The organism is Thioclava sp. F1Mire-8 (assembly GCF_002213165.1).
GTDB classification, from domain to species: domain Bacteria; phylum Pseudomonadota; class Alphaproteobacteria; order Rhodobacterales; family Rhodobacteraceae; genus Thioclava; species Thioclava nitratireducens.
On the sequence record NZ_NBNY01000003.1, the window covers coordinates 243,516 to 259,332 of the forward strand.

Annotated in this window: 13 protein-coding genes and 1 tRNA gene; 9 read left to right on the forward strand and 5 right to left on the reverse strand. The window is 62.6% G+C overall.

Translation table 11 applies throughout. From position 1 onward, the window contains the following. Nucleotides 1-8: 8 nt before the first annotated feature. From B6V75_RS12610 to B6V75_RS12620, 3 genes are read right to left on the reverse strand one after another with little or no spacing between them, the layout of a single operon-like run. Nucleotides 9-1,334, reverse strand: a complete 1,326-nt coding sequence (locus tag B6V75_RS12610) for a TRAP transporter large permease subunit (RefSeq protein WP_075775170.1) — start codon at nucleotides 1,332-1,334, stop codon at nucleotides 9-11. Further along, the gene (locus B6V75_RS12615) at nucleotides 1,334-1,840 is read right to left on the reverse strand and encodes a TRAP transporter small permease subunit (RefSeq protein ID WP_075775169.1); all 507 of its coding nucleotides are present in this window, start codon (nucleotides 1,838-1,840) and stop codon (nucleotides 1,334-1,336) included. The genes B6V75_RS12610 and B6V75_RS12615 overlap by 1 nt, the downstream gene beginning before the upstream one ends. Further along, complete coding sequence (locus B6V75_RS12620) at nucleotides 1,840-2,610, reverse strand: N-formylglutamate amidohydrolase (protein WP_088720042.1); 771 nt, start codon at nucleotides 2,608-2,610, stop codon at nucleotides 1,840-1,842. Before B6V75_RS12620 ends, B6V75_RS12615 begins: the two co-directional genes overlap by 1 nt. Nucleotides 2,611-2,748: 138 nt before the next feature. Here B6V75_RS12620 and B6V75_RS12625 point away from each other — a divergent pair, with 138 nt between their 5' ends. Next, nucleotides 2,749-3,627, forward strand: coding sequence for a MurR/RpiR family transcriptional regulator (locus B6V75_RS12625; protein WP_240496958.1), 879 nt, complete (start codon nucleotides 2,749-2,751; stop codon nucleotides 3,625-3,627). 87 nt (nucleotides 3,628-3,714) lie between these two features. Here B6V75_RS12625 and B6V75_RS12630 read toward each other — a convergent pair. Further along, nucleotides 3,715-3,799: transfer RNA gene (locus B6V75_RS12630), tRNA-Leu, on the reverse strand. 160 nt (nucleotides 3,800-3,959) lie between these two features. Here B6V75_RS12630 and B6V75_RS12635 point away from each other — a divergent pair. The 8 genes from B6V75_RS12635 (at nucleotide 3,960) to mtgA (ending at nucleotide 15,250) form a co-directional block, all read left to right on the forward strand. Further along, a complete protein-coding gene (locus B6V75_RS12635; protein ID WP_088719924.1) occupies nucleotides 3,960-4,946 on the forward strand; it encodes a complex I NDUFA9 subunit family protein in 987 nt (328 codons plus the stop codon). A 49-nt stretch (nucleotides 4,947-4,995) separates the two neighbouring features. Beyond that, nucleotides 4,996-5,793 (forward strand): undecaprenyl-diphosphate phosphatase, encoded by a 798-nt coding sequence (locus B6V75_RS12640; RefSeq protein WP_088719925.1) that lies wholly within the window; start codon nucleotides 4,996-4,998, stop codon nucleotides 5,791-5,793. A 218-nt stretch (nucleotides 5,794-6,011) separates the two neighbouring features. Next, a complete protein-coding gene (locus tag B6V75_RS12645; protein ID WP_088719926.1) occupies nucleotides 6,012-7,445 on the forward strand; it encodes an NAD(P)-dependent oxidoreductase in 1,434 nt (477 codons plus the stop codon). A 35-nt stretch (nucleotides 7,446-7,480) separates the two neighbouring features. Further along, on the forward strand, nucleotides 7,481-8,236 hold the full coding sequence (locus B6V75_RS12650; protein ID WP_240496959.1) for a hypothetical protein: 756 nt from the start codon (nucleotides 7,481-7,483) through the stop codon (nucleotides 8,234-8,236). Beyond that, nucleotides 8,233-12,771: a glutamate synthase large subunit gene (gene gltB, locus B6V75_RS12655; RefSeq protein WP_075775162.1), complete on the forward strand. Its 4,539-nt coding sequence runs from the start codon at nucleotides 8,233-8,235 to the stop codon at nucleotides 12,769-12,771. Before B6V75_RS12650 ends, gltB begins: the two co-directional genes overlap by 4 nt. A 76-nt stretch (nucleotides 12,772-12,847) precedes the next feature. After that, entirely contained in the window at nucleotides 12,848-13,423 is a 576-nt protein-coding gene (locus tag B6V75_RS12660; RefSeq protein ID WP_168173031.1) for a DUF1269 domain-containing protein, read from the forward strand. A gap of 131 nt (nucleotides 13,424-13,554) precedes the next feature. Beyond that, nucleotides 13,555-14,472 (forward strand): Hint domain-containing protein, encoded by a 918-nt coding sequence (locus B6V75_RS12665; protein WP_088719929.1) that lies wholly within the window; start codon nucleotides 13,555-13,557, stop codon nucleotides 14,470-14,472. A 31-nt stretch (nucleotides 14,473-14,503) separates the two neighbouring features. Next, on the forward strand, nucleotides 14,504-15,250 hold the full coding sequence (gene mtgA / locus B6V75_RS12670; protein ID WP_088720044.1) for a monofunctional biosynthetic peptidoglycan transglycosylase: 747 nt from the start codon (nucleotides 14,504-14,506) through the stop codon (nucleotides 15,248-15,250). On the opposite strand, the gene B6V75_RS12675 is transcribed toward mtgA, so the two are convergent. Beyond that, entirely contained in the window at nucleotides 15,251-15,817 is a 567-nt protein-coding gene (locus B6V75_RS12675; RefSeq protein WP_233243064.1) for a DUF3833 domain-containing protein, read from the reverse strand.

A 15,817-nucleotide genomic window follows, 5' to 3' on the forward strand; every position in this document is an offset into this window, starting at 1 on the left:
GGTTATGGTTATCTTCCAAGCACCGCATGCGGCAGCCAGAGCGCCAGCTGCGGAAAGATCATCACGAGGATCAGCGTCAGGACCATCACGCCCACGAAGGGGATCACGGAGGCGTAGATCACCGGCAACGTGAATTCCTTCGGCGCCATCGCCTTCATCAGGAACAGGTTATAGCCGAAGGGGGGCGTGAGATAGGCAACCTGACAGGTGATGGTATAAAGGACACCGTACCAGATCATGTCGAAGCCCAGATGCCGGGCGAGCGAGACATAGACCGGAGCCACGATCACCAGCATCGCCGTGTCGTCGAGGAACATCCCCATCACGAGGAAGCTCAGCTGCATCAGGATCAGGATCTGCCACGGGCCGAGACCGAGGCTGTCGGTGAAGAAATCCTCGATCGCGCGGCCCGCACCCAGACCGTCGAACACCGCCCCGAAGGAGAGCGCCGCGGTAATGATCAGCATGAACATCACGGTGATCTTGAGCGTGTTCTCGGTCGCGACCTGGAAAACCTGCCAGGTGAAGCGCCGCTTGATCACCGCCGCGAAGACAGCGGCCAGCGCGCCGATCACCGAAGCTTCGGTCAGGCTCGCCCAGCCTTTGAGGAATGGCACCATCATCGCAATGAAGATGAACACCGGCATCAGACCCGCACGCAGCAGACGCAGTTTCTCGCGCATGGTGATCATCGCGCGCTCTTCCGCATCCATCGGCGGCGCGAGGTCGGGGTTCAGTTTGCAGCGGATCACGATATAGGCGACGAAAAGCGTGGCCATCAGAAGCCCCGGCACCGCGCCGGCCAGCCACAGTTCGGAAACCGGCTGGCGTGCGATCAGCGAGAACAGCACCAGCACGACCGAAGGCGGAATCAGGATGCCGAGGCTCGACCCCGCCTGAATCACGCCCGAGATCATCAGCTTGTCGTAGTTCCGGCGCAGCAGTTCCGGCAGCGCGATCGTCGCCCCGATCGCCATGCCCGCGACCGACAGCCCGTTCATCACCGAGATCATCACCATCAGCATGATTGTCCCGATGGCGAGGCCGCCCGGTAATGGCCCGAACCAGACGTGGAACATCCGATATAGGTCTTCGGCCAGACGGCTCTCGGACATCACATAGCCCATGTAGACGAACATCGGCAGCGTCAGCAGCGGCGTCCATTTCATCAGCTTCATGACCGAGCCGAAGCCCATCTGCGTGCCGCCCGGCCCCCAGAGCCAGAAGGCCGCGACGACCGCGACGAAGCCGATCGCGCCGAAGACGCGCTGACCGGTCAGCATCATCAGCAGCATCGTCGAGAACATCAAAAGGGCGATGGTGTTGTGATCCATCAGATTTCCTCTCCGCGAATAGTCGCGACATCGCGGATCAGAAGCGCCACGGCCTGCAGGAACAGAAGCGCGAAGCCCGTCGTGATGATGACCTTGATCGGCCACAGCACCGGACGCCACGCGGTCGGATTTCGCTCGTTGTATTCGAAGGAATAGACCGTCGAGTCATAGGCCGAGTAGACCATGATCCCGAGATAGAAGAGCAGCGCGAAGACGGTGAAAGCATCCCACCACGCCTGCCCCTTCGCCGACCAGCGGGAATATAGCAGGTCCATCCGCACGTTGGTATCGCCCTGCAGCGTCCACGGCGCGCCCAGCATGTAATAGGCCACCAGCGTGAACTGGGCCATTTCCAGCGTCCAGAGTGCGGGGATCTGCACAATCTTCGTCACCGACGAGAACAGCATGATGCCCATGATGACGTAGAGCAGGTACATCGCCAGTTTGCCGAGCTTGCGATTGAACCCGTCGATCAGGCGGACATAGGCGACACTCCAGCGTGGCATCAGGCGGCCTCCCCGTTATTTGCGGTGATCCGTGAGAGCGCGGCTTGCAGTACCGGCGCAAGCGTCGCGGCCATCGCCTCCTGCGCGGCGGGATCGGCGATCAGATCGTTGCGCAGTTCCAGCATGACATTCGGCAGCCCCATCGGCGTCGCTTGCAGCGCCAGCGTATGACAGACGCCATCGGCGCCTGAGTAAGGTTCGTTAAGACGCGTATCGAGCTCGGTGACACGGCGGGCTTCCTCGAAAACCGCCTGCGCAAAGCTCGGATCGGCGTCGTGGATCACGCCGAACTCTACCGCGCGGGGCTGACCGAACCAGATCGGCGTGAAGGAATGCACCGTGACCAGTGCAGTGGCTTGCCCGCGCGCCAGCCGCTCGGCAACGAGACCGCCCAGAGCCGCGTGGAACGGAAGATAAAGCGCCTCGGTGCGGGCGCTGCGGTCGTCCGGTGTCAGCCCCGCATTGCCGGGGATCTCGTGGATCTCCGACTGCACGGGCATGGCTCCGGTATGATGCGGCGGGCGGTTGAGATCGTAGATCAGCCGCGACTGGCAGGCCGCAACCAGCGGTGCCTCCAATTTCACAGCCAGACCGCGCGCGAGGCCCAGCGCGCCGGGATCCCAGGCGATATGCGCGTCGCGTTGATCGGGGGTCAATCCCAGCTCGCCCCAAGGCGCGGGAAACGCATTCGAAGCATGTTCGCAGACCAGAACGATCTGGCCCGAACGCTCTGCGCCTTCGATGTCCACCGCTGCATGCGCGCTGTTCAAATTGGTCCCTTCCTGTTGCAAGGCGCGATTCTGCGTCGCGTCCTTAGCGTCAGGCTCGCCCCGGCACCTCGTGTCTGTCAAGAAAATTTCAGAGAAGAAAATTCTGTTACAATCATTTCTAACGTGATTCGCACGGGAGTGCCCGATTTGTCAGCAGCCACGCAAAGCATCGAAGACAGGCTCCGGTCGGGCATCGAAGAGATGACCCGGACCGAGAAGCAGCTCGCCGGACATATCCTGCGTCACTATCCGATGGCGCTTCTGGGATCTGTCGCGCAGCTGGCGCGCGCCGCCGAGGTTTCCTCTCCCACCGTCGTGAGACTTGCCCAGAAGATGGGCTATGGTGGCTATCCGGGACTGCAGCAGGCGGTGCGCGACGAGCTGGAGGCGCAGCTTGTCTCCCCGCTCGTCAAACATGACCGCTGGGCGGGGGATGCGCCCGATACCCATATGATCAACCGCTTCGCCGATACGGTTCTGGGCAACCTGCAGGCGACCCTGAAGCAGATCGACCATGCCCAGTTCGACGCCGCCGCCGCGATGATGGCCGATCCGAAGCGGCGCATTTTCGCGACCGGGGGCCGGATCACCGGCCCGATCGCAGCTTATTTCGTGGCACATATGAAGGTGATCCGGCCCTGGGTCGAGCTGCTCGAACCGCTATCGAACAGCTGGCCGCCCGCGCTTCTGGAGATGCAGAAGGGCGACGTGCTGCTGGTATTCGACATTCGCCGCTATGAATCGAGCGTGCTGCAACTGGTGGAGATGGCGGTCGAGCAGGGCGCGGAAGTCGTGCTGATCACCGATCCCTGGGTCTCGCCTGCCGCGACGCATGCGCGCTATCGGTTTTCGGCGCAGATCGAAGCGCCCTCGGCATGGGATTCGACGGTCGCGATTCAGGTTCTGGTCGAAACCTTCATGGCTGCGATCCAGTCGCTCACTTGGGAGGAAACCTCGGCCCGCATGGCTAGGCTCGAGGCGCTTTACGATCGCGCGCGCTTTTTCCGCAGGAAATAAGACGGAGCGCGGGCCGCTGCACGAGGACGCTCCACCCGAAAACGAAAAAGTCGCGCAACCCAGATGAGTTGCGCGACTTTTTAGTAGTGGTGCCCAGGAGAGGACTCGAACCTCCACGCCTTGCGGCACACGGACCTGAACCGTGCGCGTCTACCAATTCCGCCACCTGGGCAGGTGCCGTGGAGCGCGAGATACAGAGCGGCGCTGGGACTGTCAACGGGGATCGACACGAAAAATTCGCAAGCTTTCACTCTTCGGGTCTTTGGCCTTGTTCCCGCGGGGGCGAGGCGGTAATCAAAGGACGAAATTCTTGCAAGGAAAGGCCTCTGCCCATGTCCAAGCTGGTTACGATCTACGGCGGTTCGGGGTTCGTCGGGCGGTATATCGCGCGGCGCATGGCAAAGGACGGTTGGCGGATTCGCGTTGCGGTCCGGCGTCCGAACGAGGCGCTCTTCGTCAAACCCTACGGTGCGGTCGGGCAAGTCGAGCCGGTCTTCTGTAACATTCGTGATGATGCCAGCGTGCGCGCGGCGATGCAGGGCGCGGATGCGGTGATCAACTGCGTCGGCATCCTGGTGAACGAAGGCAAGAACAAGTTCGGGGCGGTGCAGGCCGAAGGCGCAGGCCGCGTGGCACGTATCGCCGCAGAGATGAACGTGCCGAAACTGGTGCAGATCTCGGCCATTGGCGCCGATCCGGACAGCCCCAGCGAATATGCCCGCACCAAGGCTGCGGGCGAGAAAGCGGTTCTGGAGGCCTATCCGCAGGCCGTGATCCTGCGTCCCTCGATCATTTTCGGCAACGAGGACGGTTTCTTCAACAAGTTCGCCTCGATGGCGCGCTTCACCCCGATCCTTCCGATCACCGGTGGCAAGACCAAGTTCCAGCCGGTCTTCGTCGACGATGTCGCGAAGGTGGCGGTCATGGGCGCCGACGGGAAAGTCGCGCCCGGCATCTATGAACTCGGCGGGCCGGATGTAGAAACCTTCCACGACCTGATGAAGCAGATGCTGGCAGTGATCCACCGTCGTCGGCTCGTGCTGTCGCTGCCGCGCTGGATCGCAAGCATCATGGGCGGCGTCTTCGATCTGGGCCAGGCCGTCACCGGCGGGCTGTTCACCAACCGCATCCTCACGCGCGATCAGGTGAAGAACCTGCAGACTGACAATGTCGTGTCCGAGGGGGCGAAAGGCTTCTCCGATCTCGGAATCCATCCTATGGCAATGGAAGCCGTGATGCCCGGCTACCTGTGGCGCTTCCGTCCCGGTGGCCAGTATGACGACATCAAGGCTTCCGCGAAGAACCTTCGCAAGACCTGACCCACCTCCAAGCGTCGCGTGCGGCGCAGTTCTGACATAGGCGGTATTCTTGAGCTATCTGAACGATGTTCTGCTCGGTGTGATTGAAGGGATCACCGAGTTCCTCCCGATTTCGAGCACTGGCCACCTCATTCTCGCCGAACATTGGCTCGGTACGCGCTCGGACACCTACAATATCGTCATTCAGGCCGGGGCGATCCTCGCCGTCACACTGATCTACTGGCGCCGCCTGATGGAACTGCTGTTCAACTGGCGCGATCCTGAAAACCGCGACTATTTGGCGAAGCTGACCGTTGCCTTCCTGATTACGGCCGTTCTGGGCCTGATCGTAAAGAAGATGGGCTTCGAGTTGCCGACGGCCATTCAGCCAGTCGCCTGGGCGCTGGTGATCGGCGGCTTCTGGATGCTCTTTGCCGAGCAGGTCGCGGATCGTCAGCCCGATAGCAGCCACGTCTTCTGGCGTGTCGCGATCGCAGTCGGGATCGCGCAAATCGTGGCCGGGGTCTTTCCGGGCACCTCGCGTTCCGCCACGACGATCTTCGTAGCGATGCTTCTGGGCACCTCGAACCGCGCGGCCGCGACGGAATTCGCCTTCCTCGTCGGCATCCCCACCATGTATGCGGCGAGCGGTTACGAATTGCTCAAACAGTTCAAGGACGGGGCCGGCGGCAACGAGGACTGGACCGCGCTCAGCGTCGCCTTCATCGTCTCGACAATCACGGCCTTTGTCGCGGTGAAATGGCTCCTTGGCTACATTCAGGGGCACCGTTTCACCATCTTCGCGATCTACCGGATCATCTTCGGTGGGCTCTTGCTGAGCCTCGCGGCGGTCGGTGTGCTAGGCTGACGAAGCGCGAATCGCTTTTTGGCGGTGCGTCATCTTCAGGAAAATCAGGGAAAAGCCGCAATAACGTAAACTAAGCTGACCTAGTTTGAGTGATTTTGAGGGGCCTTCTCGCGCACCTCACACAAAAAACGCACATTTAGGTCAGCCTTGCTTACTTTTATTGCTGCGGCAAGCGGTGTAGTCATGCGCACCCACCGGTTTTCTAGGGAGGCGCCACAATGGCCAAGCAACCGATGCTCAAGTTCGTCAAGACGGCGAAAGAGATGCCTCAGAAGCGCGACGCGAACGTGCGCTCCCATGATTTCAACGAAATCTATCGCGAATACGCGGACGAGAAGGCTGCCGAGCAGGCGAGCCGCTGCAGCCAGTGCGGCGTGCCGTATTGCCACACGCATTGCCCGCTCCATAACAACATCCCCGACTGGCTGCGCCTGACCGCCGAAGGCCGTCTGCAGGAAGCCTATGAGATGTCGCAGGCGACCAATACCTTCCCGGAAATCTGCGGTCGCATCTGCCCGCAGGATCGTCTGTGCGAAGGCAACTGCGTGATCGAACAGTCGGGCCACGGCACCGTCACCATCGGCGCGGTCGAGAAATACATCACCGACACCGCTTTCGACATGGGCTGGGTGAAGCCGATCAAACCGGCGACCGAGCGTGCCGAAAGCGTCGGCATCATCGGCGCGGGTCCGGGCGGCCTGGCAGCGGCCGACATGCTGCGTCGCGCAGGCGTTCAGGTCACCGTCTATGACCGCTACGACCGCGCGGGCGGCCTGATGACTTACGGCATCCCCGGCTTCAAGCTCGAGAAAGACATCGTCATGCAGCGCGTGAAGCAGCTGGAAGATGGCGGCGTCGAATTCGTGCTGAACTGCAATGTCGGCACCGACATCTCCTTCGACGCGATCCGCGGAAAGCATGACGCGGTGTTGATCGCGACGGGCGTCTACAAGACGCGCGAACTGACCGACAAGGGGTCGGACGCGGCCGGCATCGTGCGCGCGATCGACTATCTCACCGCCTCGAACCGCAAGAGCTTCGGCGACGAGGTGCCGGAATTCGAGGACGGCACGCTCAACGCCAAGGACAAGCGCGTCCTCGTCATCGGCGGGGGCGACACCGCGATGGACTGCGTGCGCACCGCGATCCGTCAGGGCGCCACTTCGGTGAAATGTCTCTATCGCCGCGACCGCGCCAACATGCCGGGCTCGCAGCGCGAAGTGCAGAATGCCGAGGAAGAAGGCGTGGAATTCGTCTGGCTCTCCGCACCGGCCGGCTTCTCGGGCAATCCCGTCACCAACTGCTCGGTGCAGCGGATGCGTCTGGGCGCTCCGGACAAGTCGGGCCGTCAGAGCCCCGAGAAGATCGAGGGCGGCATCTATGACGAAGAGGCCGACCTGGTGATCAAGGCGCTCGGTTTCGAGCCCGAAGACCTGCCCGGCGCGTGGGACGCCGACGATCTGGAAACGACCCGCTGGGGCACCGTGAAGGCCGAGTTCGGCACCCACGCGACCTCGATCCCCGGCGTCTACGCGGTCGGCGACATCGTGCGCGGTGCTAGCCTCGTTGTCTGGGCGATCCGCGACGGGCGCGAAGCGGCTGGCTCGATCCTGAGCTATCTCGAAAACGTGGCGGCGGTGGCAGCGGAGTGATCCGCGCCCTGTCGATCTGAAAAGGAATGCATGCGATGCGGTCGAATTTTCTCGGCATGGCGATCTGCGGGGGGCTCTTCAGCGCCCTGCCCGCCCATGCCGCAGACTTCAAGCCGCCGCAGGGCTGCGAGGTCTTCATGACCGTGCAGATGCATAACTGTCAGGTCGCCAATTACTATCGCTGCGCCGCCGATCCCGAGGGCGATCTCTGGACCGCGTTCGCGGATGGCGAGGGCATCTATTACCTGAGCCATATAGATTCCGAGACCCGCTGGCTCGAAAGCGTGTCGGCCGATACCGGCGAGATCGAGATGTTCGATCCGGGCGCGTCGAAGGACGCCCCCTCGTTCTCGGCGCTCCTGTCGGATGGCAAGGACGATTACGATTTCGTCACGCGGTCGAATTACCGGGGCCTGCGCCGCTATGTCGGCAGCGATGCCCTCACCGGCAACTCGCTCAGCATCGACGATGTCCCGCTCGAGACAATCACCTTCGACCTGCGCGAAGACGACCAGAACGGCCAAACCGTCGCGACCCGCACCGGCACGCAATATATCTCGCGCAAGTATCGCGTGTTCTTCAGCGGTGCCGAGCGGTTCGAGAACGATCAGGGCGATGTCGTGAGTTATGACGACAGCCCGGTACGCTTCGACTTTCCCGGCGATCCCGGTTTTTCGACCGAGACGCCCGAATATGACTGCGACCTGATGATGACGGAGGCCGATCTGCGGCCCACGCGCGTCAGCCTCGCCCCCCTTTCCCGCTCTTTCTCCAAGGAGGCACTGCAATGACCAAATATGACGAAGCCTGGGTGGCCGCCGAGGAAGCGAAACGCCAGTGGATGAACGAGAATTCGCTGTGGAAGGAAGATGACGAGAAGGCGTCCTGCGGCGTCGGTCTCGTGGTGTCGATCGACGGCAAGGCCTCGCGCCGCGTCGTGGAGAACGGCATCGACGCGCTGAAGGCGATCTGGCACCGCGGCGCAGTCGATGCCGACGGCAAGACCGGCGACGGCGCGGGCATTCACGTCCAGATCCCGGCCCCCTTCTTCTACGACCAGATCCGCCGCACCGGCCACGAGCCGGACATGGAGAAGATGGTTGCCGTCGGTCAGGTCTTCCTGCCGCGCACCGATTTCGGCGCGCAGGAGCGCTGCCGCACGATCGTCGAATCCGAAGTTCTTCGGATGGGTCACTACATCTACGGCTGGCGCCACGTTCCGGTGAACACCGAAGTGCTGGGCGAGAAGGCCAACGCAACGCGTCCCGAGATCGAGCAGATCCTGATCCGCAACGACAAGGACATCGACGAGGAGCAGTTCGAGCGCGAGCTCTACATCATCCGTCGCCGCATCGAGAAAGCGGCGATCGCTGCGCAGATCAACGGGCTCTACATCTGCTCGCTGTCGACGCGCTCGATCATCTACAAAGGCATGATGCTGGCCGAGCAGGTCGCGGAATTCTATCCCGATCTGAAGGATGAGCGCTTCGAATCCGCCTTCGCGATCTATCACCAGCGCTATTCCACCAACACCTTCCCGCAGTGGTGGCTGGCGCAGCCGTTCCGGATGCTGGCGCATAACGGCGAGATCAACACGATCAAGGGCAATACCAACTGGATGAAGAGCCATGAAATCCGCATGGCCTCCTCGGCCTTCGGCGACAGCGCCGAAGACATCAAGCCGATCATCCCGGCAGGTGCGTCGGATTCCGGTGCGCTCGATGCGGTGTTCGAACTGATGGTCCGCTCGGGCCGCAACGCGCCGATGGTGAAGACCATGCTCGTGCCCGAGCCGTGGTCGAAATCCACCGATACGATGCCGTCCGCGTGGCAGGACATGTATGCCTATTGCAACGCCGTGATGGAGCCGTGGGACGGCCCCGCCGCGCTGGCGATGACCGATGGCCGCTGGGTCTGCGGCGGTCTCGACCGCAACGGCCTGCGCCCGCTGCGCTATGTCATTACTGGTGACGGCGTCCTGATCGCAGGCTCGGAAGCCGGCATGGTGCCGATCGATGAGGCGACGGTCGTGGAAAAGGGCGCGCTTGGCCCGGGTCAGATGATCGCGGTCGATATGCGCGAGGGCAAGCTCTACCACGACACCGAAATCAAGGACAAACTGGCCGCGGCACAGCCCTTCGGCGAATGGGTCGGCAAGGTTACCGATCTGAACGCGATCCTCGTGGACGTGCCGGAAGAGCCGAAATTCTCCGGCGGCACGCTGCGCAAGCGTCAGGTCGCAGCGGGCTACACGGTCGAAGAGATTGAACAGATTCTCGCGCCGATGGCAGAGGACGGCAAGGAAGCCATCGCCTCTATGGGCGACGACACGCCGCCTGCGGTTCTGTCTAAGCAATACCGTCCGCTGAGCCATTTCTTCCGTCAGAACTTCAGCCAAGTGACCAACCCGCCGATCGACTCGCTTCGTGAAAGCCGGGTGATGTCGCTCAAGACGCGCTTCGGCAACCTGAAGAACGTCCTCGACGAGGACAGCTCGCAGACCGAAATCTGGATCCTCGAAAGCCCGTTCCTCGCGAATTCCGAATTCGACCACATGCTCAAGGAATTCGGCGAGCAGGTGGCGATGATCGACTGCACCTTCCCGGCCAATGCGGATCAGGATGCGCTGCGCGAGGGTCTGACCCGGATCCGTCAGGAAGCCGAAGACGCGGTGCGCTCGGGTGCGCTGCATATCGTGCTGACCGACGAGGAGCAGGACGAGAACAAGGTCGCGATGCCGATGATCCTCGCGACCTCGGCGGTGCATAGCTGGCTGACGCAGAAAGGTCTGCGGACCTTCTGTTCGATCAACGTGCGCTCGGCGGAATGTATCGACCCGCATTACTTCGCGGTGCTGATCGGCTCGGGCGCGACCACAGTGAACGCCTATCTCGCGCAGGACACGATCGCCGACCGGATCGACCGTGGGCTGCTGAGCGGCTCGCTCGTCGATGCGATGCGCAAGTATCGCGATGCGATCGACGCCGGTCTGCTGAAGATCATGTCGAAGATGGGGATCTCGGTGATTTCCTCCTATCGCGGCGGTCTGAACTTCGAAGCCGTGGGTCTGTCGCGCGCGATGGTCGCAGAATATTTCCCCGGCATGCACTCGCGCATCTCCGGCATCGGTCTGCACGGCATCCAGCACGCGCTTGAAGGCGTGCATGCGAAGGGCTGGAAAGGCGGTCAGGACGTGCTGCCGATCGGCGGCTTCTACAAGGCGCGCCGCACCGGCGAAAGCCACGCCTGGGGCGCGCAGTCGATGCACATGCTGCAATCGGCCTGTAACCGCGCGAGCTATGACCTGTGGAAGCAGTATTCCGCGATGATGCGGGCGAACCCGCCGATCCACATCCGCGACATGCTGGACATCAAGTCGCTGGGCAAGCCGGTGCCGATCGAAGAGGTCGAGTCGATCACCTCGATCCGTAAGCGTTTCGTGACGCCGGGCATGTCGTTGGGCGCGCTTTCGCCCGAGGCGCACAAGCTCCTGAACGTCGCGATGAACCGGATCGGCGCGAAATCGGACTCGGGTGAAGGCGGCGAAGACCCGGCGCATTTCGTGCCCGAGCCGAACGGCGACAACCCGTCGGCGAAGATCAAGCAGGTGGCGTCGGGCCGTTTCGGTGTCACCGCCGAATACCTCAACCACTGCGAAGAGCTTGAGATCAAGGTCGCTCAGGGTGCCAAGCCCGGTGAAGGCGGCCAGCTTCCGGGGATGAAAGTCACCGACCTGATCGCGCGTCTGCGGCACTCGACCAAGGGCGTGACCCTGATCTCGCCGCCGCCGCACCACGACATCTACTCGATCGAAGACCTCGCGCAGCTGATCTACGACCTCAAGCAGATCAACCCGAAGGTCAAAGTGACGGTGAAGCTGGTCGCGTCCTCGGGCGTCGGCACGATCGCGGCCGGTGTCGCGAAGGCGAAGGCCGACATCATTCTGATCTCGGGCCACAACGGCGGCACGGGCGCATCGCCCGCGACCTCGATCAAATATGCCGGTCTCCCGTGGGAGATGGGTCTGACCGAGGCGCATCAGGTTCTCGCGATGAACAACCTGCGCGAACGCGTCACCCTGCGGACCGATGGCGGTCTGCGCACGGGCCGCGATATCGTGATGGCCGCAATGATGGGGGCCGAGGAATACGGCATCGGCACCGCCGCCCTGATCGCGATGGGCTGCATCATGGTCCGTCAGTGTCAGTCGAACACCTGCCCGGTGGGCGTCTGCACCCAGGATCCGGAGCTGCGCGCCAAGTTCACCGGCACCGCGGACAAGGTGGTGAACCTCATCACCTTCTACGCTCAGGAAGTTCGCGAAATCCTCGCCTCGATCGGTGCGCGTTCGCTCGACGAGGTGATCGGTCGCGCCGATCTTCTCAGCCAGGTGAGCCGCGGGTCGGCGCATCTCGACGATCTGGATCTCAATCCGCTCCTGATCACCGTCGATGGCTGGGACAAGATCGTCTACGACCGCTCGAAGCCGCGTAACTGGGTTTCGGACACGCTCGATGCCGAGATCATCAAGGACGGTCACCGCTTCTTCGAGGATGGCGAGAAGATGCAACTCTCCTACGCGGTGCGCAACACGCTGCGCACCATCGGGACGCGCGCCTCTTCGCACATCGTGAAGAACTTCGGGATGCGCAACGCGCTGCAATCGGACCACCTGACGGTGAAGCTGACCGGCTCCTGCGGTCAGTCGCTGGGCGCCTTCGCGGCCCCGGGTCTGAAGATCGAAGTGTCGGGCGATGCCAACGACTATGTCGGCAAAGGTCTCTCGGGTGGCATGATCGTCGTCCGTCCGCCCATGGCTTCGCCGCTGGTGGCCTCCGAGAACACGATCATCGGCAACACCGTGCTTTACGGCGCGACCGAGGGTTACCTCTTCGCGGCGGGCCGCGCAGGCGAGCGCTTCGCGGTGCGTAACTCGGGTGCGAAAGTGGTGATCGAGGGCTGCGGCTCCAACGGTTGCGAATACATGACCGGCGGCGTCGCGGTGATCCTCGGCTCGATCGGCCCGAACTTCGGTGCGGGCATGACCGGCGGCATGGCCTATCTCTACGATCCGGACAATACGGCGGAAGAGCTGATCAATCTCGAAAGCCTCGTCACCTGCGGGCTGGGCCACGAGCATTGGGAAGCCGAGCTGAAAGGCCTGATCGAGCGTCACGTCGCCGAAACGGGATCGCGCAAAGGCGCAGATATTCTCCAGCACTGGGAGACCGAGAAGGCGAACTTCCTGCAGGTCTGCCCGAAGGAAATGCTGGCGCATCTGTCCTACCCGCTCAGCGACGAGCCGCAGGCAGTGCCGGCGGAATAAGGGAACCCACCCCCTCACGGAACCGTTTCAAAGGGCGAGACAAATGTCTCGCCCTTTGTTCTGTCTGGAGGTAACGATGTCCGAATTACTGGTGATGGCGCATGAAACGGAAGCCGCCGGTTTCGCGATGCGCGAGGAACTGACCGCCCTCGAGAAAGAGGGATTTTTCCGGTCGCAGGACATTGTCGTCGTGACCCGCGAGCAAAGCGGCGCGGTCCGGGTCCATGAGAACAACAATACGGTCGCCCTCGGCGCGATCGGCGGCGCGGTCTGGGGCGGCGTCCTCGGGTTGGTTTTCCTGTCGCCACTGGTCGGTGCAGTGGTGGGCGCCGGGGCCGGGGTGATCTCGGGCAAGTTCACGGATGTCGGGCTGAATACCTCCTTCCTGCGCGAGGCGGGGGAGAGCCTGCCGGAAGGCGGCTCTGCGGTCTTCATCATGCTTAAGAAAGCCAGCGCCGCCGAAGTGCTCGACCGAATGCGGACACTGGGCCATGCAAGCGGCCGCGTGCTGCAGATTCCCCTGCCGGAAGATTTCCACGAACGGCTGGAAGTCGCGCTCTCCTCCGGGGGCACCACGGCCTTCACCGGCGAGGAAATCAGCGAAGGCTCGACCGGCGGCCTTGCTCGGATGGTCGGCCCCTCTGCGCTCTGAATTGGCCCGTCGCCGGGCTGCCACTTTTTAATCCTGTGTTAATTTTGCGCCTTGCAGGCGCCTTCGTGTCGCCCAGATCGCTGCTTACCACGTAACGAATAACCAATAATAACGTTACCAGGGCAGTAAAGATGGCGACTTATTACGATCAGTTCTACGTCATGGACCCGGGCAATCCGCCCACCGCAGGCACCGCCCTGTCTCCGACGACATTCGAAATCGTCGACAGGAACAACGACAACTGGATATCAAGCAGCAACGGTGCCCGCGACACGATCAACGGCCAACGCGTCACCGATGTCTGGCGCGGCGACTCGATCACGATCGAACGTGCGAACGGCGTGCAGGAAACGATCACCGGCGATACGTTCTACCTGCGCGACGGGACGGCCGTGTTTACGCCCTCGGACGGTACGATCCTCCACAACGCGACCTTCGTCAGCTCGACCTACGTCACGCAAAGCACGCAGGCCCCTGTCGGCGACCTCGGACCCGCCTGTTTTCTCGCCGGAACGCGGATCGAGACACCCACTGGTCCGCGTGCGGTCGAAACGCTCTCGGCAGGCGATCTCGTCTCAACCGAAGACGAAGGGCCGCAGCCGCTCCTTTGGGCGGGGGGACGGGTCTGCCGTGGCGCCGGCCTTTACGCGCCGGTCCGCTTCGCCGCCGGTGCCATTGGCAACGAACGTCCGCTCTACGTATCGCAGGAACACCGGATGTTGCTGCGCGGCTGGCGCGCCGAGATCGCCTGCGCGGATAGCGAGGTGCTGATCGCCGCAAAGCATCTGGTGAATGGCAAAAGCGTGCGGATCGAGCCGAGGGCAACCGTCCACTATCGCCATCTGCTCTTAGCGCGGCATCATATTCTGGTTGCCGAAGGTGCGCCGAGCGAGAGCCTCTTTCCAGGGAACATGATCCTCGACGAAGATCGCGACCTCGCGCAGGAGATCCGCACCGCGTGGACAGCCGTCTCAGACGCACCGATCGAAACCATGGTAACGGCGCGACATGTGGCACGCGGGCCGGAATTGGCGCTCCTTGTCGCTTGACCCCTCGGGGCACGCTGTGACTTATACGCGCATGGCAAAGAGCACGAAAAAAACGGGCAGAAAGCCCGCCAAACGCAGCACGAAATCGAGTGTCTCCACCCGCATGCGAGCGCCGTTTCGCGGTGCTCTTAGATGGGCACTGCGCGGCCTGCTCGGTCTCGTCGCGCTCGTGCTCGTGCTTATCGTTCTTTTCAAGTTCGTTAACCCACCGACCACCTGGACGATTTGGAGCGAACGCCAGCGGCTCGGTGCGGTGGATCAGAACTGGGTGCCGCTCGAGGACATTGCGCCGGTGCTTGCCCGGTCGGTCGTCGCGGCGGAGGATGCCAATTTCTGCAATCACTGGGGCTTCGACATGCGCGCGATCCGCAAGGCGATCGACGATGGCGCCAATCGCGGCGCCTCGACGATCACCCAGCAGACCGTGAAGAACGTGTTTCTCTGGCAGGGCCGAAGCTGGCTGCGCAAGGCGCTGGAGGCGTCTATGACACCGCTCGCCGAAGCGATCTGGGGCAAGAGACGGATTTTGGAAATCTATCTTAACGTCGCCGAGTTCGATGAGGGAGCGTTCGGGGTGGATGCTGCGGCGCATCGCTATTTCCGCAGCACACCCGACAAGCTGAGCGCCCGGCAATCCGCGCTGATCGCAGGCGTCCTGCCGGACCCGAAGGACCGTTCGGCAGCGAAGCCCGGCAGCTTCCTGTCGCGCCGCGCGCGTTCGATCATGGATGGCGCGGCGACGATCCAGAAAGACGGCCGCGCCAGTTGCTTCGAGTGATCATTCGGCCGGTTCGGTCATCGGCCGCATGACCGCGAACAGCTCCGCCACCTTGATGCCGAATTTGCGCATCTGCGACCGGTTCAGAAGCGTCCCGTCCGGCATCAGGTAAATCCAGTCGGTCACGTCGAGCACATGGCCGCCCGCGTCTTCCGGCAGCCGCAGCCGGTACCGCATCCGCAGCGCGTTGCCCGACTGCTCCATCTCGGCGCGGCCTTCGATATCGTCGGCGGTCGAGCTGATCTCGCCGTTCGGCCCGAACTGAATATTCCATGCCCGGCTCTGGCGCCGCCCCGAGGCATATTCGAACTCTTCCTCGATTACGCCACCGTCATTGGTGAACCGCCCCGTCATCACAGCGCGGAAGCGGGAGGTGACGCGGCCGTCGGGCCCGTAGATCATGCCGTGCGCCTCGACGGGACCGTCGAAGGCCCGCCGGATGTCGAATTCCGGACTCTCTGCCGCGTAATCCGCAGATTTCTGCGCCGGGAAAGAGAAGAAGAAGTGTCGGACCAGCAAAGCCGCAAAGATCAGGGCCGCGACGACAATTAACAATTTCAGCATCAT